This is a genomic window from Arthrobacter sp. ov118 (genome assembly GCF_900116495.1).
GTDB lineage: Bacteria > Actinomycetota > Actinomycetes > Actinomycetales > Micrococcaceae > Arthrobacter.
Genome location: NZ_FPAY01000002.1, coordinates 22,595 through 48,420, shown reverse-complemented (window position 1 = coordinate 48,420; position 25,826 = coordinate 22,595). Strand labels below are relative to the sequence as shown.

Genomic DNA, 25,826 nt, shown 5'->3' with positions numbered 1-25,826 from the left:
GGTTCCTCCTAGACTGCGGTTCCGGTCAGCGCGGTTGCTGTCGCCGGCTCCAGGTCCGACGGCGAGCTCAGGGTCCCGCGCACGGCCGTGGCTGCAGCCACCACCGGGGAAACCAGGTGGGTGCGACCGCCCTTGCCCTGGCGTCCTTCAAAGTTGCGGTTGGACGTGGAGGCGCAGCGCTCCCCCGGTTCCAACTGGTCCGGGTTCATGCCCAGGCACATGGAGCAGCCGGCGAAACGCCACTCGGCACCGAAGTCCTTGAAGACCTTGTCCAGGCCCTCGGCTTCAGCCTCGAGCCGGACCCGTGCGGAGCCGGGCACCACCAGCATGCGCACGGCCGGATCCTTGGCGCGGCCCCGGATGATGTCCGCGGCGGCTCGGAGATCCTCGATCCGCGAGTTGGTGCAGGAGCCCAGGAACACCGTGTCCACCCGGATGTCCTTCATCGGTGTGCCGGCCTCGAGGCCCATGTACTGCAGGGCCCGTTCCGCGGCGGCCTTGGCGTTCTCGTCGCCGAAGTCAGCCGGCGACGGTACGTTCGCGGACAGGGACACACCTTGGCCGGGGTTGGTTCCCCATGTCACGAACGGTTCCAGCGAGTCGGCGTCGAGGTCCACCTCGACGTCGAACACCGCGCCGTCGTCGGTGCGCAGCGTGTTCCAGTATTCGACGGCGGCATCCCACTCGGCGCCCTGGGGCGCGTGCGGGCGGCCGTACATGTAGTCGTACGTGGTCTGGTCCGGAGCCACCAGTCCGGCGCGGGCACCGGCTTCAATGGACATGTTGCAGATGGTCATCCGGGCTTCCATGGACAGGGCCCGGATGGCAGAGCCCCGGTACTCCAGCACGTAGCCTTGGCCGCCACCCGTGCCGATCTTAGCGATGACAGCCAGGATGATGTCCTTAGCGGTCACGCCGGGACGCAGCGTGCCCTCGACATTGATGGCCATGGTCTTGAACGGCTTCAGTGACAGCGTCTGGGTGGCCATGACATGCTCCACCTCGGAGGTGCCAATACCCATGGCCAGCGCACCGAAGGCGCCGTGCGTTGAGGTGTGCGAGTCACCGCAAACCACGGTCATGCCGGGCTGTGTGAGGCCCAGTTGGGGACCCACGACGTGCACGATCCCCTGCTCGGCGTCGCCGAGGGAGTGCAGGCGCACGCCGAACTCCTGGCAGTTGTTGCGCAGGGTCTGGATCTGGGTGCGGCTGGTGAGATCGGCGATTGGCTTATCGATGTCCAGCGTGGGAGTGTTGTGGTCCTCCGTGGCGATCGTCAGGTCCGGCCGGCGCAGTTCGCGGCCGGCCAGCCGCAGGCCTTCAAATGCCTGCGGCGACGTCACCTCGTGCACCAGGTGGAGGTCGATGAAGAGAAGGTCAGGCTGGGCGTTGGCTCCTTCGCCGTCCCCCTTGCGCACCACGTGCGCGTCCCAGACTTTCTCGGCCAGTGTCTTTGCCACGGCCTTCTCCCTTCACTGCGGTGATTATTACGTCCCTGCGGGCTGTTGCTTCCACTGAACCAGCCGAGCCGAGCAATACGCCAGCGCGACGACTTGCATCTCAGATAATGAGACGTCAATATCAGTACATGGACAATTCTAGTGGAGTCGGCGTCATCGATAAAGCGGCTCATGTACTTGATGCACTGGAGGCCGGACCCACCACCCTGGCGCAGCTGGTTGCAGCCACCGGGCTGGCGCGGCCCACCGTGCACCGGCTGGCCCTCGCGCTGGTGCACCACAGGTTGGTGAGCCGCGATATCCAAGGCCGCTTTGTCCTCGGCAGCCGCCTAGTGGAACTGGCCTCTGCCGCGGGCGAGGACCGCCTCATCGCTTCCGCCGGACCTGTTCTCATGCAGCTTCGCGACGCCACCGGTGAAAGCGCCCAGATCTTCCGCCGCCAGGGTGATTGGCGCGTCTGCGTGGCCTCCGCCGAACGCCCCATCGGCCTGCGCGACACCATTCCGGTCGGCACCCAACTGTCCATGAAGGCCGGCTCCGCCGCCCAGGTGCTGCTGGCATGGGAAGACCACGACCGCCTCCTGGAAGGCCTTCAGTCCGCCCGCTTCACCCCCACTGTTCTCGCGGGCGTACGACGTCGGGGCTGGGGCCAGAGCCTCGGCGAACGCGAGCCGGGCGTCGCCTCCGTTTCGGCCCCCGTCCGCGGCCCGTCCGGCCGGGTGATTGCGGCCGTGTCCATTTCCGGCCCGATCGAGCGCCTGACCCGCCAGCCGGGCCGGCTGCACGCCGAGGTGGTCTGCAATGCCGGCCGTGTCCTGACCGAGGCCCTGCGCAAGACCAACGACTAAGCAAACCAACGACTGAGTATGCTGTGCCCATGAATAGCTATGCGGTGTTCCTGCGCGGCATCAATGTGGGCGGTATCAACATCAAGATGGCCGATCTCAAAAAAGCCTTGAAGACGCGGCCGTTTTCAAACGTGTTGACGCTGCTGGCCAGCGGCAACGTCGTGCTGGCGAGCGAGCTGGATCCTGCCGGCGTCAAACGGGAGTTTGAGGCATGCCTCAGGGAAACCTTCGGCTATGACGCCTGGGTGGTGGTCCTGACCGCGGACCGCGTGGCGGCGCTCGTGGAGGCCTGCCCCTACCCGGCCGACGACGCTTCCACACATACCTATTTGACGCTCGCCTCCGATGCGGCTGCGCTCTCGGAACTCTTCGAATCCGGCAGTGCCCTGGACGGGACCGAGCTCACCCTGCTGGGCCCCGAAGCCCTGGCCTGGCTGGCACCCGCCGGCGGAACGCTGGACAGCCCCTTCAGCAAGCTCACCTCCAAAGCCAAGTACAAGGCCGCCACCACCACCCGCAACCTCCGGACGATGGTCAAGGTCCGCGACGCCGCGTCGACTTTGTAACCGAACAGTCCTGTAGCTGGCGACCCTGCAACTCGCTGCGCTGGGACCTAGCGGCCCGCGGCGGTCTTCAGCGCCGCGGTGAACGACTCCAGGCGGCTGAGCTCGAGCTCCACGGGTTCCACCACCAGGTCCTGCGCAACGACGGCGACGGCGGATCGCAGCCCCTTCCTCGCCAGCGCACCCCGCGATGCCGCCGCGGCGCGGGCAATGAACCTGGCCGCGACGGCCAGCAGGATGCCCAGCAGCACTCCCCCGCCGATCATTACCGTGGGAACCGGCCAGCCCTGCACGCGCGGAACCTCGGGCACCGGCAGCTGCAGGTAGCCCAGCGCCGCCAGGACTCCGAGCCAGGCAAACCCGGCCAGCGCCGTCACCAGGGCCAGCCACTGGACAGCGTTGAACCCGCCCCACCACCAAGACTTCCGGGCCGCCGACAGGTCCGTGGAGGCAATCGCCTGGTCCACCGCGTCCGGCAGCCGGTCCCGTCCTTCACGGGCAGCGCTGCGGATGACGGCCCGCCACGGCCCGGGAGCGCCGTCGGACGCTGCCTCGGCGAATTCCCGGACAGCGGCATCGGTCCTGGCCCGCTCCGGGGCCCCCGCGGGCGGAAGCGAGGTCCGGTTCAGCTCGGGTCTGGCGTCCTCGCGGCGAAGGTTCAGACGCCGCAGCGGATCCGGCCGGAACCTGGCCAGCCACCGGGTCACGGGCCAGCCCGTGCGCCGTGTCGCCTCGAGCCGGTAGGAGCGGACGACGGCGTCGACCACCAGCGGAACGTTGGCCGCCACGGCGAGCTCCTCGGCCAGCCGGGCCTTGGAGGCAGCCGTCACGCCGGCCGCCTTACCGCCGCCGGACGCCCTGTTGGCCGATGCCCCATCGCCGGACGCCTCGGCCAGCCGGGCGGCTGCCGTGGTGACATCTGCCGCGAGACGCTGCGCGACCGCCTGGCGTTCCATGGCCTTCTGCCGGATGGCTGACCGGACCCCGTCCACCCCGGTTCCCAGCACCGCGGAGGCACCAAGGACCTGGACCTTGCCTAACCCTTCGCCTGCCAGGATGACTTTGAGGGAATCAAGGACGGGCCGGACGTCGTGCTTCGGGAGCCGGTCGACCTGGTTGAGCACCACGATTGTCACGGCCCCGTGGGCGGACAGCGGCGCCAGGAAGTCCTGGTGCACGGCGGCATCGGCATATTTCTGCGGATCAAGGACCCAGACGAGGACGTCCACGAGGCCCACCATCCGCTGCACGATTTCCCGGTTCGCCGCCCTGGTCGAGTCAAAGTCGGGCAGGTCCAGGAGGATCAGTCCGGTGCCGTCTTCGGCGAAACCTGGCACCGGGGCGGCCACATGGCGCTGCCTGACCTCCAGCCAGTCCAGCAGGGCATCGCTGCCCTGAACGCCCCAAATGCCCGCCAGCGGTTCGGTGGTGGTCGGTCGGCGCACCGCCGCCGTCGCGATTTCCGCTCCGCTGACGGCGTTGAAGAGTGACGATTTGCCGCTGCCGGTGGCGCCGAAGAATCCCACCACCGTATGGTCCGCGGAAAGCGACCGCCGCGAACTGGCACGGTCCAGCACCTGCAGCACCTCGTCCAGGGTCTCCTGGGGGAGGGCACCGGCCGCGAGCTCCCTGGCGTCATCGAGGGCCTCAAGCCTGCGGTCCAGCTGCGACTCCACCCGGGCGGCGCCGTGGCGGCTCATGCCGACGCCGCCAGCCGGCGCAGTGCCGCCGCGTGCCCGGCAAGGTCCTCCGGCGGCGCACCGCCGTCGACGTCGAGCCGGCTCAGGAAGCGCTCGCGCTCGGACGCCAACAGAACCCGGCACCGCTCATGCAGATCTTCGCGCGCCGTGCGGGCGAGCCGGCGGACGGCGTCTTCCCCAAACACGGCTTCCAGGAGCCGCTGACCCACGACGGCGGTGCCGCCGGCGACCCCGATCTCCAGCCCGGTCAATCCCGCGGTCATGGAGAACACGACAATCATGAGCGCGGCCCCCAGACCGTTGATGCCGAAAGACAACCAGCGGGCCTGGGTGCGCTTGCCCTGGCCTTCGGTACGGATCAGTTCCATCAGGCCGCCCTGCCAGGCGCGGATCTCCGTGGCCACGGCGTCCGCGAAGTCGGCGGATGTGCCGGAGAGATCATCACTGCCGAGCAACTGCCTGCCCGCGGGATCCGAGCGCCAGCGCTGGTCCGTATGTTCGGCTGCATTGGCGGCTTCATCGACAATGACAGCCTGCAGTCCGGTCTCGATCGCGGTCTCCACCCTGACTGCGGGCGCCGGCTCGCCCCGGAAGAATGCGCCCACGCGGTCCCGGAAGCGCCCGATGTTCTGTTCCATGGCGCGAAAGAACTCGCCCGTCCCGACGAAGTCCTGCCACCGCGCCAGTACCTCGCCGCGCAGCAGCGCGCCATCCCGGGTGGCCTCAAGGATCCTGCCCACGGCGTCGTCATAGGCCTGGCCGGCGTCGGCCGAGAGTATCTCGGCTGCTCGCTGCTGCTCGGACACCGCCCGCCCTGCCTCCTCGACGCGGTGGCTGAGGGCCGTGAGAGTGCCGTTGAGCGTGCGGCGGGCGATTCCGGCGCGTCCGGCGGCGTCCCCTGCCAGCTCGCCAAGCCATTGCCGCAGCGGTTCCACGGCCGTGGCCGGAAGCATTCCCGCGGCATCGAGGACCAGCTCCGGCACGACGAACATCCGGGCCGTGCCGAGGCCTTCCCTGCTGAGCATGGCCGTCAAGTCCGCGCTGACCTCCGCCTCGGCCGCCGGCGGCACCCTGTCCAGCACCACGGCCACCGTGATGTCGCGCGAGGCGGCATCCAGGAGCAAGCGCCAAGGCACGGCGTCGGCATAGCGGTTGGCGGTGGTGACGAACACCCAGAGGTCGGCGGCGGCGAGGAGCTGCCCGGCCAGGTTGCGGTTGTCGTCGGAGATTGAGTCGACGTCGGGTGCATCCAGAAGCGCGATTCCTCGCGGGACCGCCGGGTCGGCGACCAGGACGAGCGAGGTTACTTTGCCGGCGGCCGCAGCGGGTGGGGCGGGATCCGCCGGGGTCGTGCCGTCCACGGCGGCGCTGTCCACCACCGCGCCAAGGATGCGGCCCAGTGCCGGCAGGACCCGCTGGCCTTCAAACCAGCCGGAGTCCGCCGGATGGTGGAGCAGGATCGGCTGGCGGGTGGTCGGCCGGATGGCGCCTGCCCGCGTGACAGCATGGCCCACCAGAGCGTTGACCAGCGTGGACTTCCCGGCCCCGGTGGAGCCGCCCACCACGGCCAGCAGCGGCGCGTCGAGGCTGCGGTACCGGGGCAGAATGTAGTCGTCGAGCTGAGCCACCGCGTTGCGCAGCTGCTGCCGCGTCCGCTCGGTTCCGGGCAGGGCGAGCGGCAGCCGCAGTGCCGCAAGGTCCGCCCGGACGCTTTCAAGGAGCGCGACGCCGGCTGCGGCTTCGGAAGGTTCTTGGGAGCTCACAGCATCATCATGCCAGTTCAGTCCGGAGTTTCCGCGGGGGCGGGGCCTGGCGCGGTTAGTTGCAGGGGCCTAGGTTGGCCAGCCAGGGGCAGATCGGGGGAAAACAAAACGGTCCCGGGCTGATGCCCGGGACCGTTTCCGATGTGACCCCAGCGGGATTCGAACCCGCGTTACCGCCGTGAGAGGGCGGCGTACTAGGCCGCTATACGATGGGGCCGCGTACTTTCAGAACTGCATTTCTGCCGTTCAAGCCAAATGATTGTTTCATACACTTGGCGCTGCTCCAAATCGGACCAGCCGATCTGAAACTTCTAAATATCCGCGGATATCCGCGGATTTTCAGAGCTGGGATACCAGGACTCGAACCTAGAATGACGGTACCAGAAACCGTAGTGTTGCCAATTACACCATATCCCAATGGCACTTCCGGACCGGATGTTTGGGCCCAAACCCTCGCTCCCGGCGCCTCAGCACGAGTAATTACTTTACCCGAGAGTTTTCACTTGCACAAATCGGCGAGCCGGCGGCGTTGTGTGCAGTTTCCGCCGAGCGCCGCCGGGCGGCTAAGGCACGGCTGCACCGTCCGAGGCCCGCCAATCCGGGGGAAATCAGGCTTACGTCCGGTACGTTCCCGGTGAGCTCCTCCCGCTCACTGCTCCCCCGCGGGCGGTTCGGCGATCAGGCCCGGGATGTTAACTGCATCACAAATGCCGGGGTGGCCGGGCCGTAAGGCCTGCCCTATCCGCTGACGTGTCGGACATCCCAGCTACGCCAGCAGCTCCAGCAGGGATCCGACCTCGCGCCCGAGGAAGCCGGGGGCCGGCTCCCCACCGCGGTTCAGCCACACGCCAACCAAGCCGGCCGCCGTCGAGCCTTCCGCGTCGAGGAGCCTGTTGTCCCCGATATACAGCGTCTGGCCGGCGCCGGTGCCGAGGCGCCGGACACCCTCGAGATAGATGGCCGGGTCCGGTTTTGCGGCGCCAACGGTGTCGGTGCCCACGAGCACGGCGATGCGTTCCAACCCTGCCGCGTCGAGCTTCACGCGCTGGTAGTCGTGGACGTTGTTGCTTACGGCTCCGTACGGAATGCCGACGGCGTCCAGCGCGTCCAGCAGCGGGCCGACGTCGTCGAACGCCCTGATGTAGCCGTGCTGGCGGCTCGCGTAGGAACTCACCCAGTGGTGGGCCTGCTCACCGTCGGAAAGTTCGACGCCGAAGTACGCCAGCGCTGCCCGGCCGCGGAGCAGCCGTTGCTCATTGAACGTCAGCTCCCCGGCCAGGTAGCGGTCGTAGAAGTGCGTGGTCTCGTGCGTGAAGATCCGCCCGAACCTCTCCCACCCGGCATCATCCAGGCCGGGCAGGAGGTGCTCGCTGACGTCGCGCAGGGCGGTCGTCATGGCGAATTCGAGGTCCACCAGGGTGTCATCGATGTCGAACAGGACGCCATGCACTGCGCCTAGACCCGCGTCGAGCATCTCAGCCGCGGAAAGCGCGCAGGCGGGCCAGGGACGAGTCCTTGCCCAGGATGACCATGGATTCGAACAGCGGCGGGGAGATCCGGCGGCCCGAGACGGCCGTGCGGACGGGTCCGAAGGCCAGGCGCGGCTTGACGCCGAGGCCTTCCACGAGGGCTTCCTTCAGTGCGGCCTGGATGTTCTCGGCCGTCCAGTCGTTGATGGGCTCCAGCGCGGCGAGGGCGGCGTCGAGCACCTCGGTGAGGTTTTCGGGCAGTCCCTTGCGGGCGTCGTCGGCGACATCGATCGCGTCGTCGGCCTTGAACAGGAAAGCGATCATTTCCGGCGCTTCGCCCAGCAGCGAGATGCGCTCCTGGATCAGCGGCGCGGCCTCGGCCAGGATCTGCTCCTCGCGGTCCGTCAGCGTCTCCCCGACAAAACCGGCGGCCTGCAGGTAGGGCACCAGGCGGCCGCGGAAGTCCTCCGGGTCGAGCATGCGGATGTGGGTGCCGTTAATGGCTTCGGCCTTCTTGATGTCGAAGCGGGCAGGGTTGGCCAGCACGTCGTTGACGTCGAAGTTCTCGATCAGCTGGTCCACGGTGAAGATGTCCTCGTCGGCGGAGAGGCTCCAGCCGAGCAGGGACAGGTAGTTCAACAGGCCCTCCGGGATGAAGCCGCGGTCCCGGAGCAGGAACAGGTTGGACTGGGGATCGCGCTTGGAGAGCTTCTTGTTGCCCTCGCCCATGACGTACGGCAGGTGTCCGAAGACCGGCATGTAGCTGGCCACGCCAATGTCCATCAGCGCCCGGATCAGCACCACCTGGCGGGGCGTGGAGGACAGCAGGTCCTCACCGCGGAGCACGTGGGTGATCCCCATCAGGGCGTCGTCCACCGGGTTGACCAGGGTGTACAGCGGGGAGCCGTCCGCGCGGACTATGACGTAGTCCGGGATGCTGCCGGCCTTGAACGTGATCTCGCCGCGGACCATGTCGGTGAATGTGACGTCTTCATCGGGCATGCGGACGCGCAGCACCGGCTCGCGGCCCTCGGCCTTGAACGCGGCGAGCTGCTCATCGGTGAGCTCGCGGTCAAAGTTGTCGTAGCCGAGCTTGGGGTCGCGGCCGGCCGCCCGGTGGCGGGCCTCGACCTCCTCCGGCGTGGAGTAGCACTCATAAGCGTAGCCGGCGTCCATCAACTTGGCCACGACGTCCTTGTAAAGCTCCAGCCGCTGCGACTGGCGGTAAGGCTCGTGCGGGCCGCCGACTTCCACGCCTTCTTCCCAAGTGATGCCGAGCCACTTGAGGGCCTCCAGGAGCTGCTGGTAGCTCTCCTCCGAATCACGCGCCACGTCTGTGTCCTCGATCCGGAACACGAAGGTGCCCTTGGTGTGCCGGGCGTGGGCCCAGTTGAAGAGGGCGGTGCGGATCAGGCCGACGTGCGGGGTGCCCGTGGGTGACGGGCAGAACCGGACGCGGACCGGAGTGTCGGGGGTGACTTCACCGGTGGGGGCGGCAAGCGGGGCGGAACTGGAGACGGCGTCGGACGCGGAAGCAGTAGTCATAGTGGTACCAACATTACCGCGTGCCCGTTTAGGCTTCGGCGGTGGCCCGTCCGGCGGCTGCCGGGGATGGCGCCCCGGATTCAGTCCATCTCCCCTGGCGCTTACCTTAGGGATGGCGCGTGTGGTTGCCGTTGCCGGGATTGTCCCCGGCGAGAATGCGGTACCTAACCAGCATCCCGGCGGTGATGTGGTCGTTGACGTGACAGTGGAAGAGCCAGGTGCCGGGGTCATCGGGGACCATGTCGCCCACTATCATGGAGCCGGGCAGGAGACTGACGACGTCGGTACGCATTCCCACGGCCGTCACTGTATTGCCGTGCCAATGCGGGGTATGCAGGTCCACCTCGGTGCCCATGCCCATCAAGTACCACCGCACCCGTTCGCCCTTGTGCATGGTCATCGAATCCAGCGGCAAATTGCCGAAGACGTACCCGTTGACGGAGTGCATCAGGTTGCTCTCCTTGAACTCTTCATCTTCGATCTTTACAGTGGCCGGCTCCCCCGTGAAGCGGTCAATGTTGCGTTGCAGGTACGGGCTGGCGTTCTCGTCGCTCACCTTGAACTGGACAAAGAACTCTCGGTCCACGTCGTCCGGGGTGCCGTCCGGGCGCGCGGCGCTGGCCTTGGTGATGACCATCGGCCCCACCAGTCCGGCGTAGTCGTCGGCGACCTCATCCTTGTGCGAGTGGTACATCCAGACCACCGAGGTGCCGTCCATCGGGCCGGGACCGGCCCGGTCGGGAACCTTGTATTCGTAGTTGTGGACGGCGCCGGGTGCAACGGCGTCGTCATCCTTGTCCACCGGCCCGGTGCCGTCATCATAGGGGGCGCCCTCGCTGCCTTTGTCATAGAACAGGCCATGCGCGTGGACCGAGGCGGGGTGGTCGAGGTTGTTCTTGAAGACGACCTCGATGGTGTCGCCCACGACGGCCCGGATGACCGGTCCCAGCATGCCCAGGTGCTGGTCCTCGGCGCTGCGCGGTTTAAGGGCGGAGAAAGTCGAGTCGGTGTATTCCCGGTACAGGGACTTGATGTAGGTGGTGCCAATCCTTTGGGGCCCCTGCTCCGTAAAAACAGCGGCCGTGGCATCGAAAGCCGCGCCCGTGATCTGGTTGATGCCGGAAGGAGCGTAGTTCCAATCGACCTCATCCGCCGCTATGTAGTAGGTCCGCGTCTGGGCGGCATACTGCTTCGCCGGTACGGTGGCCGTTGCTGATGCTGAAATGAACACTGTGGCGAACGCCGCAGCTATCCCCAAGGGGAACAAGGCCTGGAGCCACCGGGGCCAGTAGCGCGGACCCCGGCGCCACTCCGTTTGCGTCCTTTCGCGGCTTTCCATGATGCGTCCCTCCCGGTTCAGCCGGCGCCACACACTCAGCTCCGACCTGACAACTATAGAGTTGGCACCTTCGGCTTATCTTGGGCTGCGTCCGTCTGACGTTTATCGCCCGTTCACTGCCGCTGCTAGCCCGGAATACCGCTACGAAAAAAGACAGCCGCACCGTGGATCCACGGTGCGGCTGTCCGAAATCGGCGCGCAAATCTACTAGCGGCGCACTACCGGGTTGGAGAGGCGGCCGATGCCCTCAATCTCGACCTCGAAGCGGTCGCCGGCCTGCACAACGTCGACGCCGGCGGGGGTTCCGGTCATAATGACGTCGCCGGGCAGCAGGGTGAAGGCCTGGGAGACGATCGAGACGAGTTCCCGGACGCCGCGGATCATCTGGTTGGTGCTGCCGTCCTGGCGCAGTTCGCCGTTGAGCCGGCCCTGGATCTGCAGGTCCTCGGTGTCGAGCTCGGTTTCAATCCAGGGGCCGAGCGGGGCCGAGGTGTCGAAGCCCTTGGCGCGGGCCCACTGCAGGTCCGTCTTCTGGACGTCGCGGGCGGTGAGGTCGTTGCCGCAGGTGTAGCCGAAGATCACGTCGTCCACGCGGTCCTCGGGAACGTCCTTGCAGATCCGGCCGATGACGACGCACAGCTCGGCTTCGAAGGAGATTTCCTCGGAGAACTCCGGCAGGACGATGGGATCGTTGGGCCCGATCACGGAGGTGTTGGGCTTGAGGAACAGCAAGGGCTGCTGGGGCACCTCGTTGCCCAGCTCCCGGGCGTGCTCGGCGAAGTTGCGGCCGACCCCCACCACCTTGCTGCGCGGGATGATCGGCGCCAGCAGGCGGACGTCTTCCAGTTTGTGCTTGGTGGGGGTTCGTTCCACGCCGTGGAAAAAGGGGTCGCCCTTGATGACAGTGACTTCCTCACTGCCGGGCTCACCTTCCACAACGCCGTAGAGGGGATCAGAATCAACGACAAACCGGGCGATACGCATGGGTCCTAGCCTACCGTCCCAGCCGTCCTTCCCTGTCCGTTGGGCCGGTGCGCAGGAAGTCCAGCTGCGCCGCGACCGAGAGTTCCGCGGCGCGCCGGACGGAGGGGTCGATGTCCGTGTACACGGCATCCGCGACGGCGCCGATGCCGGCGTCGGCACCCAGTGCCTGAAGGGCCACCCGGACCTGTTCGAGCCTGCCGTTGCGGTGGTCGCGGTAGGCGCGGGCGACGGCGTCGAGTGCCGGCAACACCGGGCCGTGGGCCGGCAGCACTGTGGCGGGTCCAAGGCGTTCCAGCCGGTCCAGCGACCCGAGGTAGTCGCGCAAAGTGCCGTCGGGGTAGTCCAGCACAGTGGTTCCGGAGCCCAGGATCGTGTCCCCGGTCAGCACTGAGCCGTGCGGGCCGTCCTGCGGCAGGTGGAAGCACAGGGAATCCGAGGTGTGGCCCGGCGTCGCCAGTACCCTGATGTCCACCCCGGCGGCGCGGAGGGTTTCGCCGTCCTGCAAGGGCAGCGCGCCGTGGCAGTGCGTCGGGTCCGCGGCCCGCACCGGTGCCCCCGTCAGTTCCGAAAACCGCACGGCTGCCGCGGTGTGGTCCGCGTGCCGATGCGTAATCAGGATCAGTTCGATTGCACCGTCCCCGGCCAGCGCCTGCAGGTGCGCCTCGTCAAGGGGCCCGGGGTCGACGGCGACACTACCGGCCGCTCCCGGCGCGCCGATGAGGTAGGAGTTGGTTCCGTTCAGGCTCATCGGGCCCGGGTTCGGGGCCAGGCGGAACCGGGTCAGGGCGCTGCTGCGGACAATGCCGCCGGATGTCTCGGGTGTCACTGTCCCCTCCTTGCACTAGATGCGACGGCGGCCCCGCCGCAAGGAGGGAGCCGCCGTCGTGGGCTATCTGCCGGGCCTAACTAGCTGCCGAGCCAGTCAGCTAGAGGGCCTAGGCGAGGCGGGTCAGCCAGCCGTGGGTGTCTTCGACAGTGCCGGTCTGGATGCCGAGCAACTGGGCGCGGATGGCCATGGTGGTCTCCCCCGCCTTGGCGTCCTCGGAACCGATGAACTCGGTGGCGTCCTTGAGCACGCCGATGGGCGTGATGACGGCCGCGGTGCCGCAGGCGAAGACCTCGGTAATCTCACCGGACGCAACGCCGTCGCGCCATTCATCCAGGGTGATCTTACGCTCGGTGACTCCCCGGCCCATGTCCTTGGCCACCTGCATCACGGAAGAGCGCGTTACGCCCTCAAGGATCGTGCCGGACAGCGCCGGGGTGACCAGCGAGCCGTCCTTCATGACGAAGAAGACGTTCATGCCGCCGAGTTCCTCGACCGCGTTGTCGTTGAACTGGTCCAGGAACAAAACCTGCTTGCAGCCGTGTGCCTCCGCCTCCTGCTGGGCGATCAGCGAGGCGGCATAGTTACCGCCGCACTTGGCGGCACCTGTTCCGCCGCGGCCGGCGCGGGCGTATTCGCGCGAGATCCAGATGGAGATGGGCTTGAGCTCGCCGCCGAAGTAGTTGCCAGCCGGGGAGGCGATCACGCGGAAGGACACCTGGCGCGCCGCCCGGACGCCCAGGAATGCTTCGGTGGCGATCATGAAGGGCCGCAGGTACAGTGCCTCGCCGTCTCCGGACGGCACCCATTCCTTGTCCGCGGCCACGAGTTCGCGGATGGCGCCGAGGAAGTACTCTTCCGGGAGCTCCGGCAGGGCCAGGCGGCGGGCGGACTTGTTGAGGCGGGCGGCGTTGGCCTCGGGGCGGAACGACCAGATGGAGCCGTCGGCGTGACGGTAGGCCTTCAGGCCCTCGAAAATTTCCTGGCCGTAGTGCAGCACGGCGGCGGAAGGGTCCAGGGCAATGGGACCGTAGGGTTCAACCCGCGCGTCGTGCCAGCCACCGTTGCCGTCGACGTCGACGGTGTAGTCGACAATCGCGGTGTGGTCGGTGAAATGGTCGCCAAATCCCGGGTTCGCCAGGATGGCTGCACGCTCTTCAGCAGACTTCGGGGTCTCCGAGAGGTGCAGGGTGAATTCGACGCCATGGGCAGTCTGAGTCATGGTTCCTCCACGATCGGCTGCCTGGCGTGGGAACGTGGTTCACCCTCGGACCACGGCAGCATGTTGGTGATTCGAAACTAGCTTACGCCCGTTGAGGGCACCGGTTCCTCGGCGCCCGAAGGACAGAAAGCAGACGCCGCAAATCCGGCAGCGAATACGGCGCAACCAATCCAGCAGTGCCTACAGCGCCGCCGCGATGGCGTCGCCGATGGCGCTCGTGGTCCGGAAGGCGCCGTCGCGGGCTTCGACGTCGGTCCTGACGGCTGCCTCGATCTTCCGGGCGGCGCCGGCAAACCCGAGGTGGTCGAGCAGGAGGGCCGCGGAGAGAATGGCGGCGGTGGGGTCTGCCTTCTGCTGGCCGGCGATGTCCGGGGCGGAACCGTGCACCGGTTCGAACATGGACGGTGCGGTACGTTCCATGTTGATGTTGCCGGATGCTGCAAGGCCGATGCCGCCGGTCACGGCTGCCGCGAGGTCGGTGATGATGTCGCCGAACAGGTTGTCCGTGACGATCACGTCGAAGCGGGACGGGTCGGTGACCATGAAGATCGTGGCGGCGTCGACGTGGAGGTAGTCGTGGGCGACGTCGGGGAACTCCTGGGCCACGGCTTCGACCGTGCGCTTCCAGAGCTGGCCGGCGAAGACCAGGACATTGTGCTTGTGCACGAGGGTGAGCTTCTTGCGGGGGCGCTCGTTGGCGCGGCGGAACGCGTCACGGACCACGCGCTCCACGCCGTGGGCAGTGTTCAGCGACACCTCGGTGGCGACCTCGTGAGGTGTGCCGGCCCGCAGGGTGCCGCCGTTGCCCACGTAGGGACCTTCGGTGCCTTCGCGGACAACGATGAAATCGATCTCGCCGGGGTTCGCGAGCGGGCTGCCGACGCCGGCGTAGAGGTGCGAGGGCCGCAGGTTGACGAAGTGGTCGAGGCTGAAGCGCAGCTTCAGCAGCAGCTCGCGCTCGATGATCCCGGAGGGAATCCGGGTGTCGCCGGGGGCTGCTCCGACGGCGCCAAACAAGATGGCGTCCCGGGTCCGAAGGTCCTCCAGGGTGGCCGCGGGCAGGGTCTCCCCCGTCTCGAGCCAGTGCTCCGCCCCCAGCTTGTAGTGGGTTTGCTGGAGCGCGATCCCCTCGGCCGCCGCGGCCTTCTCAAGGACTTTCAGGGCCTCGGCCGTGACCTCCGGGCCGATGCCGTCGCCCGGGATGACTGCCAGATCAATCGTGGATGCGCTCATGTTTTCAGGGTAGCTAAATGATCCACATTCTGGTCAAGTCGTCTCACTATTCAAACATCCCGGGCGGGCGGCACCGGCTTAGGCCTCGGCGGGTTCCTCGTACTTCGGAAACACCGGGGCGGGAGCGGGCAGCTGCGTGCCGGCTTCGATCGGCGTGGCAATGGCAGCGAACTTCCGCGCCTCGCCCTCGGGCTGGCCAAGCGTGTGCAGGATTGCCGCCGTCGCGGTTGGCATGACCGGCTGGGCCAGGAGCGCGACGATCCGCAGCACCTCGAGTGTCACGTAGAGCACCGTGTTCATGCGCTCGACGTCAGTCTTGCGCAGCACCCACGGGGCCTGCTCGGCGAAGTAGGCGTTCGTGTCACCCAAGACAGCCCAAATGGCTTCCAGCGCGCGGCTGAACTCCTGCTTCTCGAACGCGGCCCGGACGACGTCCAGCAGGCCGTTGGCCTGGCCGAGGATCGCCGCGTCCGCGGCAGAGAACCCGGCCGGAACCGGCACGCGGCCTTCACAGTTCTTGGCCACCATGGACAGCGACCGCTGGGCCAGATTGCCGAAGTTGTTGGCGAGGTCCGAATTCATCCGCCCCACGATGGCCTCGTGGTTGTAGTTACCATCGGCGCCGAAGGGGACCTCGCGCAGGAAGAAGTAGCGCACCTGGTCCAGCCCGTACTGGGCGACGAAGTCGGCAGGTGCCACGACGTTGCCGAGGGACTTGGACATCTTGACGCCGTTGTTCTGCAGGAAGCCGTGGATCATGATCCGCTTCGGCAGCTCGAGTCCTGCACTCATAAGGAACGCCGGCCAGTAGATGGCGTGGAAGCGGGAGATGTCCTTGCCAATGACGTGCACGTCGGCCGGCCAGAACTTCCTGAACGCTTCGGAATCAACGTCCGGGTAACCCACGCCCGTCAGATAGTTGGTCAGGGCGTCAACCCACACGTACATGACGTGCTTGTCATTGCCCGGCACCGGGACGCCCCAGTCAAAGGTGGTGCGGCTGATGGAGAGGTCCTCCAGGCCGCGCTTGACGAAGCTGATGACCTCGTTGAAGCGGGACTGCGGCGCACCGAACTCGGGCTGCGCCTCGTAGAGGGCCAGCAGCTTGTCCTGGTAGGCGGACAGCCGGAAGAAGTAGCTCTCCTCCGCCGTCCACGTGACCTCGGTGTCCGATTCACGGGAGTAACGGACGCCGTCGTCCTTGACCACGGTCTCGTCCTCGACGTAGAACGCTTCGTCGCGGACCGAGTACCAGCCCTCGTACTTGGAGAGGTAGATGTCCCCGTTGGCTTCCATCTTCTTCCAGATGGCCTGCGACGCCGCGTAGTGGTCGGCGTCGGTGGTGCGGATGAATCGGTCATACGAGACACCCAGGGCGGCGTGGGCCGCCTTGTAGATTTCGGCGTTCCGGTCCACCAGCCCCTTGGGCGTCAGGCCTTCCTTCTCCGCGGTCTGGGCAATCTTCATGCCGTGCTCGTCCGTTCCGGTCAGGAAGAAGACGTCGAAACCGTCCAGGCGTTTGAAGCGGGCCATCGCGTCGGTGGCGATGTACTCGTAGGCGTGCCCAATGTGCGGCACACCGTTGGGATACGTGATGGCCGTGGTGATGTAGAAGGGGGTCTTATCAGTTGAAGTCACGGTCTAAATCTAGATCAGTTCGGTCAGGGTATCGCTCTGGCGGACAAGTTCGTGGTCATGTGAAGCCACCAGCACGGCGATGCCGTCCGACGTCGTGTCCTTCAGGATGCTGATGATGCGGTTGGCCGCGGCCCGGTCGAGGCTGGCTGTGGGTTCGTCGACCACCAAAACGCGGGTGCCGAGGATCAGGGCCCGGGCGATGGCGACGCGCTGGCGCTCACCGCCGGAGAGCTGGGCGGGGCGGTGGCGCATGCGCCGGCCGAGGCCCACAAGGTCCAGGAGGTCCTTGGCCATGTCGCGGCGCTTCTCGACCTCGCCGTCGGGCACGGCCGGCAGCAGGACGTTCTCGAGCGCGCTCATGCCGTCGATCAAGGCGCCGCCCTGGTCGACGTAGCCGATCAGGGCCCGGCGGCGGTCGGCGATCTCATCGTCGCCCATGGTCTCGAGCGAGTCGCCTTCCCAGAACACCCGGCCCGACGTCGGCAGGGTCAGGCCCGCGCCGACGGTCAGGATGCTGGTCTTGCCGGAGCCGGAACGGCCGGCGACACAGTGCATTTCGCCGGCATGCAGCGTCATGTTGAAGTCGTCGACGACGTTGACGGGCTCGGCGCCGCCCTTGCCTCCGCCGTAGTGGATGGTGATATTGCTCAGTTCCAGCGGCGTGGCGTGGTCCGTGGCCTTCACGATGGTGTTGGCGCGGGTCTTGTGTGCACCGCGACGGGTGCTGGCGGTCATCCGGTCGTGTGCCTCCCGGTCAAGGTTCAGCTCGTTAGTCATTGGACCACTTTCGTTGCAATCGGAATCCAGCAAAGTACAGCCACAAGGCCGGCAAGGGCGGCCCACAGCGCGGCATAGGGGGCGAGGAGGAGCCCGATGCCAAGGGCGCCCACCACACCGAGCGGCAACGCGACAGTTCCCACCATGGCGTTTTCAAAGAAGCGGACCTGGCCCAGCATGTCCGGGTTCCAGCCCATGGCCCGCAGTGTGCCGAGGTACTGCCGCTTGGCCTGCAGCTCGAACCGTCCGGTGACCATGGTCAGGAGCAGACCGACGGCCACGCCGGAGACGGCCAGGATGATGCTCGGGAGCGCGATGCTGGCCGCGGCCAGGCCGCTGAGCGCGCTGGCACCGGCGGCCCGCGGAATGTCAATCAGCAGTGCGACCAGGCCGCCAACGGCGGCGCCGAAGACGCCGACGGCGACCGCAAGCGAGCCGGTGTTGAACTTGTTCGTGCTCAGCTGGCGGTTGGCGAAGGTCAGCGGCGAATCGACTGCCATGAGCCTTTCGTCATGTTGCGGTTCCTGGTCCACTTCGTCGCGGTGGCGCAGCTGCTGCGCTGCGAAGAAGGCGGCACCCGCGTAGAGCACCAGGACCGACGCCGAGACGATCGCCGTGGCGGCGCTCCAGGTGATCAGGCTCAGGGCGGTGCCGACGACGGCGAGCAACGCGGCGCCGACGCCGAATTCGGCCAGCACCCAGGAGCGGATCCTGCGCTGTGTCCAGCCCATGGCCCGCAGGGTGCCTGCTTCGCTCCGCCGTTTGCGCACGTAGCTGACGGTGGACGCACCGGTCAGCAGGGCGGCGCCGCACAGCGTCATGAACAGCAGCGTCAGGTTCGTGGCGGTCAGGGAACCGGACACGGCGTCCGCGGCGTCCTGGCGGACCCACGACTGCTGGACAGTGCCCAGCGGCGACTCCTTGCCGGCGTCGTCCTTGGAATAGCCGGGAACGGCGATGTTGGCGTCCTCGCGGGCGGACCCGGCCACCACGGTGGCCTGCAGACCCATGTCGCGGATCTCGTTGGCGAGCTTCTCGACCTCGGGCTGCGCCTGCTTCCAGCTGCCCTGCACGGTGGCGCGGACGCGGACGGCGTCGATCACGGAGGCGTTCTGCTCGTAGCCGCGGGCGGCCGCCAGTCCGTAGAAGTCGGTGATGGCACCGGCGGACTGGCTGACCAGGCCGGTGGCGCTCAGCGACGGCTTGAGCTCGGTGTTGGCCTCAGCGCCGGATGCGTCCTTGGTCAGGGTGAACGGCGCGGGGTCGTAGCCGCCCAGGGGCAGCCGGTTGACGTCGCCGGCGGCCTCCTTGACGGCCGCGGGGTCGAACGTGCCGTAGACCATCGCCAGCGGGGTGGCGAGCTTCTTGCCGGTCTCCAGGTTTTCGCGGTAGGACCGCTCGTCCACCGGGTTGCGCTGCGTCTGGTCGACGGCTTCCCCGTTGGCGGCCTTGTCCGGCAGCCGGTTCACGGTGACCCAGTCGCCGGGGGTGGCGCTCTTGTCCACGGCACCGTTGGCGGCGGTTGCGCCGTCCGTGTATTTCGGGGCTGCGGCGAAATTCGTGGTCCAGGTGGCCGGGTTGTAGAGGCCCTGGCTGAACGATCCGGTGTCGCCCATGAGCTGGGAAAGGTCCTTGGACCCGGGCCAGGCGAGGGCGAACGGGGACTTGGAGACAAACGGCAGGTAGTCCTTGTCCAGCGAGCGGGTCACGGTGCCGACGTCCTTGGTGACGTTGCCGGAGTCGTCGATTTCCTCGATCTTGACCGAGTACAACAGGTCCAGGGCCGTGCCCGAGCGCACGATGAGCGGGATGGCCTGGGAATCGTTCGTGAGCTGGCCGTCGCGCTTGGCCTGCTGGTACTGGGTCATCAGCGGCGCCCAGTACTTGAGCTTCACGCCGAGGAAGTCCGGGCCTTCCTTGAGTTCGTCCATGCTGATGCCGTTGGTGAAGAGGCTCTCGAAGTGCCGGCCGATCGCGCCGGCGTTGCGGGCGTCAGCGGGCGGGGCCTTCTCCAGCGGGGCCAGGAAGTCACCGGCAGTGCCGAGCAGCGCGCGTTCGGAGACGGGGTCGACGGCGACGACCGACTCGGTCACCTGCGGCGCCATGGGCAGGGAGACGGAGAGGTTGAACAGGTTGTGCTCGGAACCGCCGGCCGGGGTGGGGAACTTGATGCCGGTCTCTCCGGCCGGGCCTTGGATGCGGACGTTCTTGCCGCCGTCGACCTGCTCTTCGACGAGCTTGGCCTTGCCGAGGGAGCCTTCGGCCGTGGTCTTGAAGAGGGTCTGGTCGGAGTGGCCGTCGGAGCTGACGGCGCTGGCGGTGAGCCGGTACTTCTTCGGGGTGTCGCTGAGGACCGATTCCGCGGCCGGCCATTTGCTCGGGTCGGTGGCGGTGGGGTCCCCGGCGGTGCCGGCGAGGCCCGCGTTGTAGCCCAGGTAGTCGGTGGCCTCCAGGCGCGGCGACTCGAGGTTCTGGGTGACGCGGGAGACCAGGCTGATGGGTGCGGCCACCGAGGTGCCGGACAGCTTCCGGATCGCATCGAGCTGCTCGAAGCTCATGCCGCCCTGGCCGGTGGCGATGTCCGGCTGCATCAGGCCGCCGTTGTCGTCCGCCTTGGCCTGGACCAGGATGTCGTAGAGCCCCCGGGAGTTTTGGTCGACGGTCCTGCTCAGCGCCGCCTGGGACTGGCCCTGGACGAGGACGGACAGGCACATGGCCACGATCAAAATGGACGCGGTCAGCAAAAGCACTCTGCTTCTGATGAACCTCTGGACGGCGTTCATTGGGCTCCTGAAAGCTGGATTGCGTGCGCACGCCGCAGTTCATTTCCTGCGGAATTGGTGGCGTCCCATGCCGGGCGTGCAAAAGTAAAGGCCGGTCTGCCGGCCAAGACCTGGAATTCGGTCCTAGCCATTGTACGCAGACCGGCCGCCCGCTCAGGGCCGCCGGCAGCTCTTCTGCCGCTGCCGGCGGCCCCGCGGGAGGAAATTAGTCCTCCAGGTCAACCTCGCGGACCATGTCGGCGCCAATCCCGGCCTTGATCGCGTCAAGGACCTGCTGGGGAACCGAGCTGTCGATGGTCAGCAGGGCCAGCACCTGGCCGCCCTCGGCCTGGCGTGCCACCTGCATGCCGGCGATGTTGATGTTGTTCATGCCCAGGATGTGGCCGATGGTGCCGATCACGCCGGGGCGGTCAGTGTACGCCACCACGACGAGGTGCTCGCTGATCGGAATCTCCACCTCGTAGCCGTTGACGCCCACGAGCTTCTGGATCTGCTTGGGCCCGGTGAGGGTTCCGGCGACCGAGATCTGGCTGCCGTCGCTGAGCGCTCCGCGCAGGGTCAGGACGTTGCGGTAGGACTCCGTCTCCGGCGTCGTGATGAGCCGGACGTTGATGCCGCGCTGTTCGGCGATCACCGGGGCGTTGACGTAGGAGACCTGCTCGGTCACGACGTCGGCAAAAATGCCCTTGAGCGCCGCGAGCTCCAGGACCTTGACGTCGAGCGAGGAGATCTCACCGGCCACCTCGACGTCGAACTGGGTGAGCGAGGCGTGGGTCAGGGCGGTGAAGATGCGGCCCAGTTTTTCCATCAGCGGGATGCCGGGACGGACGTCGGGGGCGATGACGCCGCCGGCGACGTTGACGGCGTCGGGGACGAGTTCGCCGGCGAGTGCCAGGCGGACGGACTTGGCGACGGAGACGCCTGCCTTCTCCTGGGCCTCATCAGTGGAGGCACCCAGGTGCGGGGTCACCACGACGTTGTCGAGTTTGAAGAACGGCAGGTCGGTGCTGGGTTCCTTGGAGAAGACGTCGACGCCGGCGCCGGCGATGTCACCGGCCTCGAGCGCGGCGTAGAGGGCCTCCTCGTCCACCAGGCCGCCGCGGGCGACGTTGACGACGTAGGCCGTGCTCTTCATTTTCTTGAACGCGTCGGCGCCGAGCATGCCGACGGTCTCCGGGGTCTTGGGCATGTGGATGGTGATGAAGTCCGACTGCGCGAGGAGCTCGTCGAGGGTCACCAGCTGCACGCCGAGCTGGGCGGCGCGGGCGGCGGTGATGTAGGGGTCGTACGCGAGGATCTTGGTGTCGAAGCCCTTCAGGCGGGCCGCCACCAGGGCACCGATCCGGCCGAGGCCGATGATGCCGATCTTCTTTTCAAAGAGCTCGATGCCGGTGTACTTGGAGCGCTTCCATTCCCCGTCCTTAAGGGCGGAGCTGGCCTGCGGAATGTGCCGGGCGAGGCTCAGGATGTGGCCGACAGTCAGTTCGGCGGCCGAGACGATGTTGGAGGTCGGCGCGTTGACCACCATGACGCCGGCCTGCGTGGCCGCCTTGATGTCCACATTGTCCAGGCCCACGCCGGCCCGGGCGATCACCTTGAGGTTCTTGGCGGCGGCGATGGCCTCGGCGTCCACCTGGGTAGCGGAGCGGACCAGGATCGCGTCGACGTCGCTGATCGCGGAGAGCAGCTGGGAACGGTCGGCGCCGTCAGTCTGGCGGATTTCAAAGTCCGGGCCGAGGGCCTCGACTGTGGCGGGCGAAAGTTCTTCGGCGAGCAATACTACGGGTTTTGACACGGCTGATCCTCTGCGTTGCAGTCCGGGGGATAAAAGAAGTCTAGGCCGACGGAAAGGCCGGGCTCACATTGTTAAGTGTGAACCCGGCCTCACTGTTGCCCTTTGTTGGGCGCCTGGCGCGCAGCCTTAGCGGGCCGCGGAGCCCTCTACGTAGTCCTGGTCCTGCTGCTGCCAGGAGAACAGGGAGCGCAGCTCGCGGCCGACAGCCTCGATCGGGTGCGATTCTGCCTTGGCACGCAGTTCCTTGAATTCGGCGCCGCCGTTGTCCTGGTCGTCGATGAAGCGCTTTGCGAAGGCACCGGACTGGATGTCGGCGAGGACAGCCTTCATGTTTTCCTTCACCTCGGGGGTGATGACGCGCGGGCCGGAGACGTAGTCGCCGTACTCTGCGGTGTCGGAAACGCTCCAGCGCTGCTTGGCGATGCCGCCCTCCCACATGAGGTCAACGATGAGCTTGAGCTCGTGAAGGACCTCGAAGTAGGCGATCTGCGGCTGGTAGCCGGCCTCGGTCAGGGTTTCGAAGCCGTACTGGACCAGCTGGGACACGCCGCCGCACAGGACGGACTGCTCGCCGAAGAGGTCGGTTTCGGTCTCTTCGGTGAAGGTGGTCTTGATGACGCCGGCGCGGGTGCCGCCGATGGCCTTGGCGTAGGACTTCGCCAGCTCCCAGGCGGAACCGGTGGCGTCCTGCTCGACGGCGATGATGTCCGGGATGCCGCGGCCGGCTTCGAACTCGCGGCGCACGGTGTGGCCCGGAGCCTTCGGGGCGACCAGGATCACGTCAACGCCCTCGGGGGCCTCGATGTAGCCGAAGCGGATGTTGAAGCCGTGGGCGAAGGCCAGGGCCTTGCCGGGGGTCAGCTTGTCCTTGATGGACTCGGTGTAGATCGAGCGCTGGTGCTGGTCCGGCGCCAGGATCATGATGACGTCGGCCCATTCGGCGGCGTCGGCAACGGTCTTGACCGTGAAGCCTGCGTCCTCGGCCTTGGCGATCGACTTCGACCCTTCCTTGAGCGCGATGACAACCTCGACGCCGGAATCGCGCAGGTTCTGGGCGTGGGCGTGGCCCTGGGAGCCATAGCCGACAATGGCTACCTTGCGACCCTGGATGATCGACAGGTCGGCGTCGTCGTCGTAGAACATTTCAGTCACTTGCGTAACTCCTCTTGAGTGGTTTTTGTAGGTGTTGTCTTTAGTGCTGCGGTAAAACGGGGCGCCTCCGGCCGCCTATGCGGAGCGGAGGGCCCTGTCACTCATGGAGCGGGATCCCCGCCCGACGGCCAAGGTGCCGGACTGCACGATTTCGCGGATGCCGAAAGGCTCAAGCACTGACAGGAGCGCCGTGAGCTTCTCGGGGTGGCCCGTTGCCTCGATGACCACCGACTCTGTGGAGACGTCGACCACTGAAGCGCGGAACAGGTCTGCAGCCTGGGTAACCTGCAGGCGTGTTGCGGCATCCGCACGTACCTTGACCAGGATGTGGTCACGCTGTACGGAAGATTCGGAGGTGAGCTCGACGATCTTGATCACGTTGACCAGCTTGTTCAGCTGCTTGGTGACCTGTTCGATCAGCTCGCCATCGGCGTCGACCACCACGGTCATCCGGGACATGCCCGGGACTTCGGTGGGGCCGACGGCCAGGGAATTGATGTTGAAGGCCCGGCGGGCGAAGAGGCTGGCGACGCGGGTCAGCACACCGGGCTTGTCTTCGACCAGTACGGACAATGTGTGGCGGGTCATGTTCAGTCCTCCTCTTCCCATTCCGGGGTCATGTTGCGGGCAACCTGGATCTGGTCGTTGCTGACTCCGGCGGGGACCATCGGCCACACCATCGAGTTGGGGCTCACGACGAAGTCGATGACCACGGGGCGGTCGTTGATCTCAAGTGCCTTCTGGATGGTGGCGTCAATGTCCTCGTCGCGTTCGCACCGGAGCGCTGCGCAGCCGTAGGCGTCCGCCAGCTTGACGAAGTCCGGGATGCGGACGGTGTCGTGGCCGGTGTTGAGGTCGGTGTTGGAGTAGCGGCCCTCGTAGAAGAGGGTCTGCCACTGCCGGACCATGCCCAGCGAGGAGTTATTGATGATGGCGACCTTGATGGGGATGTTGTTGATCGCGCAGGTGGCGAGTTCCTGGTTGGTCATCTGGAAGCAGCCGTCGCCGTCGATAGCCCAGACCACGCGGTCCGGTTCGCCCACCTTGGCGCCCATGGCCGCCGGCACGGCGTAACCCATGGTGCCGGCGCCGCCGGAGTTCAGCCAGGCGTGCGGGCGTTCGTACTTGATGAACTGCGCGGCCCACATCTGGTGCTGTCCGACGCCGGCGACGAAGATCCCCTCGGGCCCGGTCAGCGCACCAATGCGCTCAATCACGCGCTGGGGGGCGCTGAGCCCGTCCTCCGGTTCGGTCCAGCCCAGCGGGTAGGTTTCCTTGAGGTTGTTCAGGAAGGCCCACCAGTTGGTCAGATCGGGAGTGCCGAACGCCTCGAACTGGACGCGGACGGCCTCGCTCAGCTCCGGGATGATTTCCTTGACCGAACCGACGATCGGCACGTCGGCCGTGCGGTTCTTGGAGATCTCCGCCGGATCGATGTCGGCGTGGATCACCTTGGCGTTCGGGGCAAAGGACTTCAGGATGCCGGTGACCCGGTCATCGAAGCGCGCACCGAGCGTGATCAGCAGGTCGGACTGCTGCAGGGCGGTCACGGCGGAAACGGTGCCGTGCATGCCCGGCATGCCGACGTGTTGCGGGTGCGAGTCCGGGAACACGCCGCGGGCCATCAGGGTGGTCACCACGGGCGCGCCGGTCAGCTCGGCCAGCTCGCGCAGTTCGGCCGAGGCGTGGGCCTTTACCACGCCACCGCCCACATACAGCACGGGCTTGCTGGCCGCGGAGATGAGCCGGGCGGCCTCGCGGACCTGCTTGCTGTGGCCACGCAGCACGGGCCGGTAGCCGGGGAGGTCGATCTTGGGTGGCCAGGAGAACGTCATCTCGCCCTGCTGGGCGTCCTTGGCGACGTCCACGAGGACCGGGCCGGGACGCCCCGTGGAGGCCAGGTGGAAGGCCTCGGCCATGACGTGCGGGATGTCGTTGGGGTCGGTAACCAGGAACGAGTGCTTGGTGATCGGCATGGTGATCCCAACGATGTCAGCTTCCTGGAATGCGTCGGTGCCGATCACCCCGCTGGAGACCTGGCCGGTGATGGCCACGATCGGCACGGAGTCCATGTGGGCATCCATGATGGCGGTAACGAGGTTGGTGGCACCGGGGCCCGAGGTGGCGATGCAGACGCCAACCCGTCCGGTAACCATGGCGTAGCCTTGCGCGGCGTGGCCGGCTCCCTGTTCGTGACGGACCAGAACGTGGTTCATTTTGGAGGCCATCAAGGGGTCGTAGGTGGGCAGGATCGCGCCACCGGGCAAACCGAAAATGTCGTCGACGCCGAGTTCTTCGAGCGAGCGGACAATTGCTTGCGAACCGGTCATCACCGTCGGGGGTACGACGTTGTTCGGTCCAAGGACAGGAGAGACGGCGGCAGTGTCGACGCCGGCGTCAGCCGGACGTTCGGCGCGTTCCGGAGCCTTGGGGGCTCCAGTGGACTTTGTGGCCATCAGCGAGGGGCTGATCGGCGATCCTTTGCTCATCGGACTCTTCCTTTGTGGATCTTCGGTGATCGTGGAACTTCGAGGTGGTGCTGGTGCTGCGGTGGTGCTGTGGTGCGGGAAATAAAAAAACCCCTCAGCCGACTGGCTCTTCGAGGGGTTGCGCGTGACGGTTCGTTACCAGTCGGGCTAGCCAGCCACGCGCTTGGTAAGGACGACGACTGCATCTGCAGCGGCGCAGCCGGTAACGATCTCGATCATGCGTTCAGTTTTCCCTCTGAG

General features: G+C 66.9%; 19 protein-coding genes and 2 tRNA genes. 2 read left to right on the top strand and 19 right to left on the bottom strand.

Annotated elements, in window-relative coordinates:
• Positions 1 to 8: 8 nt before the first annotated feature.
• A complete protein-coding gene (gene leuC, locus BM372_RS05665) occupies positions 9 to 1,460 on the bottom strand; it encodes a 3-isopropylmalate dehydratase large subunit (RefSeq protein ID WP_090953086.1) in 1,452 nt (483 codons plus the stop codon).
• A gap of 128 nt (positions 1,461 to 1,588) precedes the next feature.
• Here leuC and BM372_RS05660 point away from each other — a divergent pair, with 128 nt between their 5' ends.
• Together BM372_RS05660 and BM372_RS05655 are read left to right on the top strand one after the other, a co-directional pair.
• The gene (locus BM372_RS05660; RefSeq protein ID WP_026266447.1) at positions 1,589 to 2,308 is read left to right on the top strand and encodes an IclR family transcriptional regulator; all 720 of its coding nucleotides are present in this window, start codon (positions 1,589 to 1,591) and stop codon (positions 2,306 to 2,308) included.
• Between the two features lie 29 nt (positions 2,309 to 2,337).
• Complete coding sequence (locus tag BM372_RS05655) at positions 2,338 to 2,874, top strand: DUF1697 domain-containing protein (protein ID WP_090953084.1); 537 nt, start codon at positions 2,338 to 2,340, stop codon at positions 2,872 to 2,874.
• A 47-nt stretch (positions 2,875 to 2,921) separates the two neighbouring features.
• Here the strand turns inward: BM372_RS05655 and BM372_RS05650 are convergent, their stop codons facing one another.
• The 18 genes from BM372_RS05650 to BM372_RS05565 form a co-directional block, all read right to left on the bottom strand.
• Positions 2,922 to 4,571 carry a GTPase gene (locus BM372_RS05650; RefSeq protein WP_090953082.1) on the bottom strand — a complete coding sequence of 550 codons (1,650 nt, stop codon included), beginning with the start codon at positions 4,569 to 4,571 and terminating at the stop codon, positions 2,922 to 2,924.
• Positions 4,568 to 6,334 carry a dynamin family protein gene (locus BM372_RS05645; protein WP_090953079.1) on the bottom strand — a complete coding sequence of 589 codons (1,767 nt, stop codon included), beginning with the start codon at positions 6,332 to 6,334 and terminating at the stop codon, positions 4,568 to 4,570. The genes BM372_RS05650 and BM372_RS05645 overlap by 4 nt, the downstream gene beginning before the upstream one ends.
• A gap of 144 nt (positions 6,335 to 6,478) precedes the next feature.
• Positions 6,479 to 6,551, bottom strand: a tRNA-Glu gene (locus tag BM372_RS05640).
• Positions 6,552 to 6,679: 128 nt separating this feature from the next.
• Positions 6,680 to 6,751, bottom strand: a tRNA-Gln gene (locus BM372_RS05635).
• Positions 6,752 to 7,100: 349 nt separating this feature from the next.
• Positions 7,101 to 7,808, bottom strand: coding sequence for an HAD family hydrolase (locus tag BM372_RS05630; protein WP_090953077.1), 708 nt, complete (start codon positions 7,806 to 7,808; stop codon positions 7,101 to 7,103).
• Position 7,809: 1 nt separating this feature from the next.
• Positions 7,810 to 9,348, bottom strand: a complete 1,539-nt coding sequence (gene gltX, locus BM372_RS05625) for a glutamate--tRNA ligase (RefSeq protein WP_090953075.1) — start codon at positions 9,346 to 9,348, stop codon at positions 7,810 to 7,812.
• 106 nt (positions 9,349 to 9,454) lie between these two features.
• Positions 9,455 to 10,687 carry a multicopper oxidase domain-containing protein gene (locus BM372_RS05620; protein ID WP_090953724.1) on the bottom strand — a complete coding sequence of 411 codons (1,233 nt, stop codon included), beginning with the start codon at positions 10,685 to 10,687 and terminating at the stop codon, positions 9,455 to 9,457.
• Positions 10,688 to 10,894: 207 nt separating this feature from the next.
• Complete coding sequence (locus BM372_RS05615; RefSeq protein ID WP_090953073.1) at positions 10,895 to 11,671, bottom strand: fumarylacetoacetate hydrolase family protein; 777 nt, start codon at positions 11,669 to 11,671, stop codon at positions 10,895 to 10,897.
• A 10-nt stretch (positions 11,672 to 11,681) separates the two neighbouring features.
• Entirely contained in the window at positions 11,682 to 12,497 is an 816-nt protein-coding gene (locus BM372_RS05610; protein WP_090953071.1) for an MBL fold metallo-hydrolase, read from the bottom strand.
• Positions 12,498 to 12,606: 109 nt separating this feature from the next.
• Complete coding sequence (locus BM372_RS05605) at positions 12,607 to 13,719, bottom strand: branched-chain amino acid aminotransferase (RefSeq protein ID WP_090953069.1); 1,113 nt, start codon at positions 13,717 to 13,719, stop codon at positions 12,607 to 12,609.
• Between the two features lie 180 nt (positions 13,720 to 13,899).
• Entirely contained in the window at positions 13,900 to 14,952 is a 1,053-nt protein-coding gene (locus BM372_RS05600) for a 3-isopropylmalate dehydrogenase (protein ID WP_090953067.1), read from the bottom strand.
• A 78-nt stretch (positions 14,953 to 15,030) separates the two neighbouring features.
• Positions 15,031 to 16,590 (bottom strand): methionine--tRNA ligase, encoded by a 1,560-nt coding sequence (metG, locus tag BM372_RS05595; RefSeq protein ID WP_090953065.1) that lies wholly within the window; start codon positions 16,588 to 16,590, stop codon positions 15,031 to 15,033.
• 9 nt (positions 16,591 to 16,599) lie between these two features.
• On the bottom strand, positions 16,600 to 17,367 hold the full coding sequence (locus tag BM372_RS05590; RefSeq protein WP_371129565.1) for an ABC transporter ATP-binding protein: 768 nt from the start codon (positions 17,365 to 17,367) through the stop codon (positions 16,600 to 16,602).
• Positions 17,364 to 20,150, bottom strand: a complete 2,787-nt coding sequence (locus tag BM372_RS05585) for an ABC transporter permease (RefSeq protein ID WP_090953063.1) — start codon at positions 20,148 to 20,150, stop codon at positions 17,364 to 17,366. The genes BM372_RS05590 and BM372_RS05585 overlap by 4 nt, the downstream gene beginning before the upstream one ends.
• A gap of 205 nt (positions 20,151 to 20,355) precedes the next feature.
• Complete coding sequence (gene serA, locus BM372_RS05580) at positions 20,356 to 21,945, bottom strand: phosphoglycerate dehydrogenase (protein ID WP_090953061.1); 1,590 nt, start codon at positions 21,943 to 21,945, stop codon at positions 20,356 to 20,358.
• 126 nt (positions 21,946 to 22,071) lie between these two features.
• Positions 22,072 to 23,097, bottom strand: a complete 1,026-nt coding sequence (gene ilvC, locus BM372_RS05575) for a ketol-acid reductoisomerase (RefSeq protein WP_090953059.1) — start codon at positions 23,095 to 23,097, stop codon at positions 22,072 to 22,074.
• Between the two features lie 75 nt (positions 23,098 to 23,172).
• On the bottom strand, positions 23,173 to 23,685 hold the full coding sequence (gene ilvN, locus BM372_RS05570; protein ID WP_018773531.1) for an acetolactate synthase small subunit: 513 nt from the start codon (positions 23,683 to 23,685) through the stop codon (positions 23,173 to 23,175).
• A gap of 2 nt (positions 23,686 to 23,687) precedes the next feature.
• On the bottom strand, positions 23,688 to 25,586 hold the full coding sequence (locus tag BM372_RS05565; RefSeq protein ID WP_090953057.1) for an acetolactate synthase large subunit: 1,899 nt from the start codon (positions 25,584 to 25,586) through the stop codon (positions 23,688 to 23,690).
• Positions 25,587 to 25,826: the final 240 nt, after the last annotated feature.

Excerpts from the sequence above, each read along its gene's own strand:
- BM372_RS05660 (WP_026266447.1), top strand. The coding sequence starts at position 1,589 with ATGGACAATTCTAGTGGAGTCGGCGTCATCGATAAAGCGGCTCATGTA.
- BM372_RS05655 (WP_090953084.1), top strand. The coding sequence starts at position 2,338 with ATGAATAGCTATGCGGTGTTCCTGCGCGGCATCAATGTGGGCGGTATC.
- BM372_RS05650 (WP_090953082.1), bottom strand. The coding sequence starts at position 4,571 with ATGAGCCGCCACGGCGCCGCCCGGGTGGAGTCGCAGCTGGACCGCAGG.
- BM372_RS05630 (WP_090953077.1), bottom strand. The coding sequence starts at position 7,808 with ATGCTCGACGCGGGTCTAGGCGCAGTGCATGGCGTCCTGTTCGACATC.
- gltX (WP_090953075.1), bottom strand. The coding sequence starts at position 9,348 with ATGACTACTGCTTCCGCGTCCGACGCCGTCTCCAGTTCCGCCCCGCTT.
- BM372_RS05620 (WP_090953724.1), bottom strand. The coding sequence starts at position 10,687 with ATGGAAAGCCGCGAAAGGACGCAAACGGAGTGGCGCCGGGGTCCGCGC.
- BM372_RS05615 (WP_090953073.1), bottom strand. The coding sequence starts at position 11,671 with ATGCGTATCGCCCGGTTTGTCGTTGATTCTGATCCCCTCTACGGCGTT.
- BM372_RS05605 (WP_090953069.1), bottom strand. The coding sequence starts at position 13,719 with ATGACTCAGACTGCCCATGGCGTCGAATTCACCCTGCACCTCTCGGAG.
- BM372_RS05600 (WP_090953067.1), bottom strand. The coding sequence starts at position 14,952 with ATGAGCGCATCCACGATTGATCTGGCAGTCATCCCGGGCGACGGCATC.
- BM372_RS05590 (WP_371129565.1), bottom strand. The coding sequence starts at position 17,367 with ATGACTAACGAGCTGAACCTTGACCGGGAGGCACACGACCGGATGACC.
- BM372_RS05585 (WP_090953063.1), bottom strand. The coding sequence starts at position 20,150 with ATGAACGCCGTCCAGAGGTTCATCAGAAGCAGAGTGCTTTTGCTGACC.
- ilvN (WP_018773531.1), bottom strand. The coding sequence starts at position 23,685 with ATGACCCGCCACACATTGTCCGTACTGGTCGAAGACAAGCCCGGTGTG.
- BM372_RS05565 (WP_090953057.1), bottom strand. The coding sequence starts at position 25,586 with ATGAGCAAAGGATCGCCGATCAGCCCCTCGCTGATGGCCACAAAGTCC.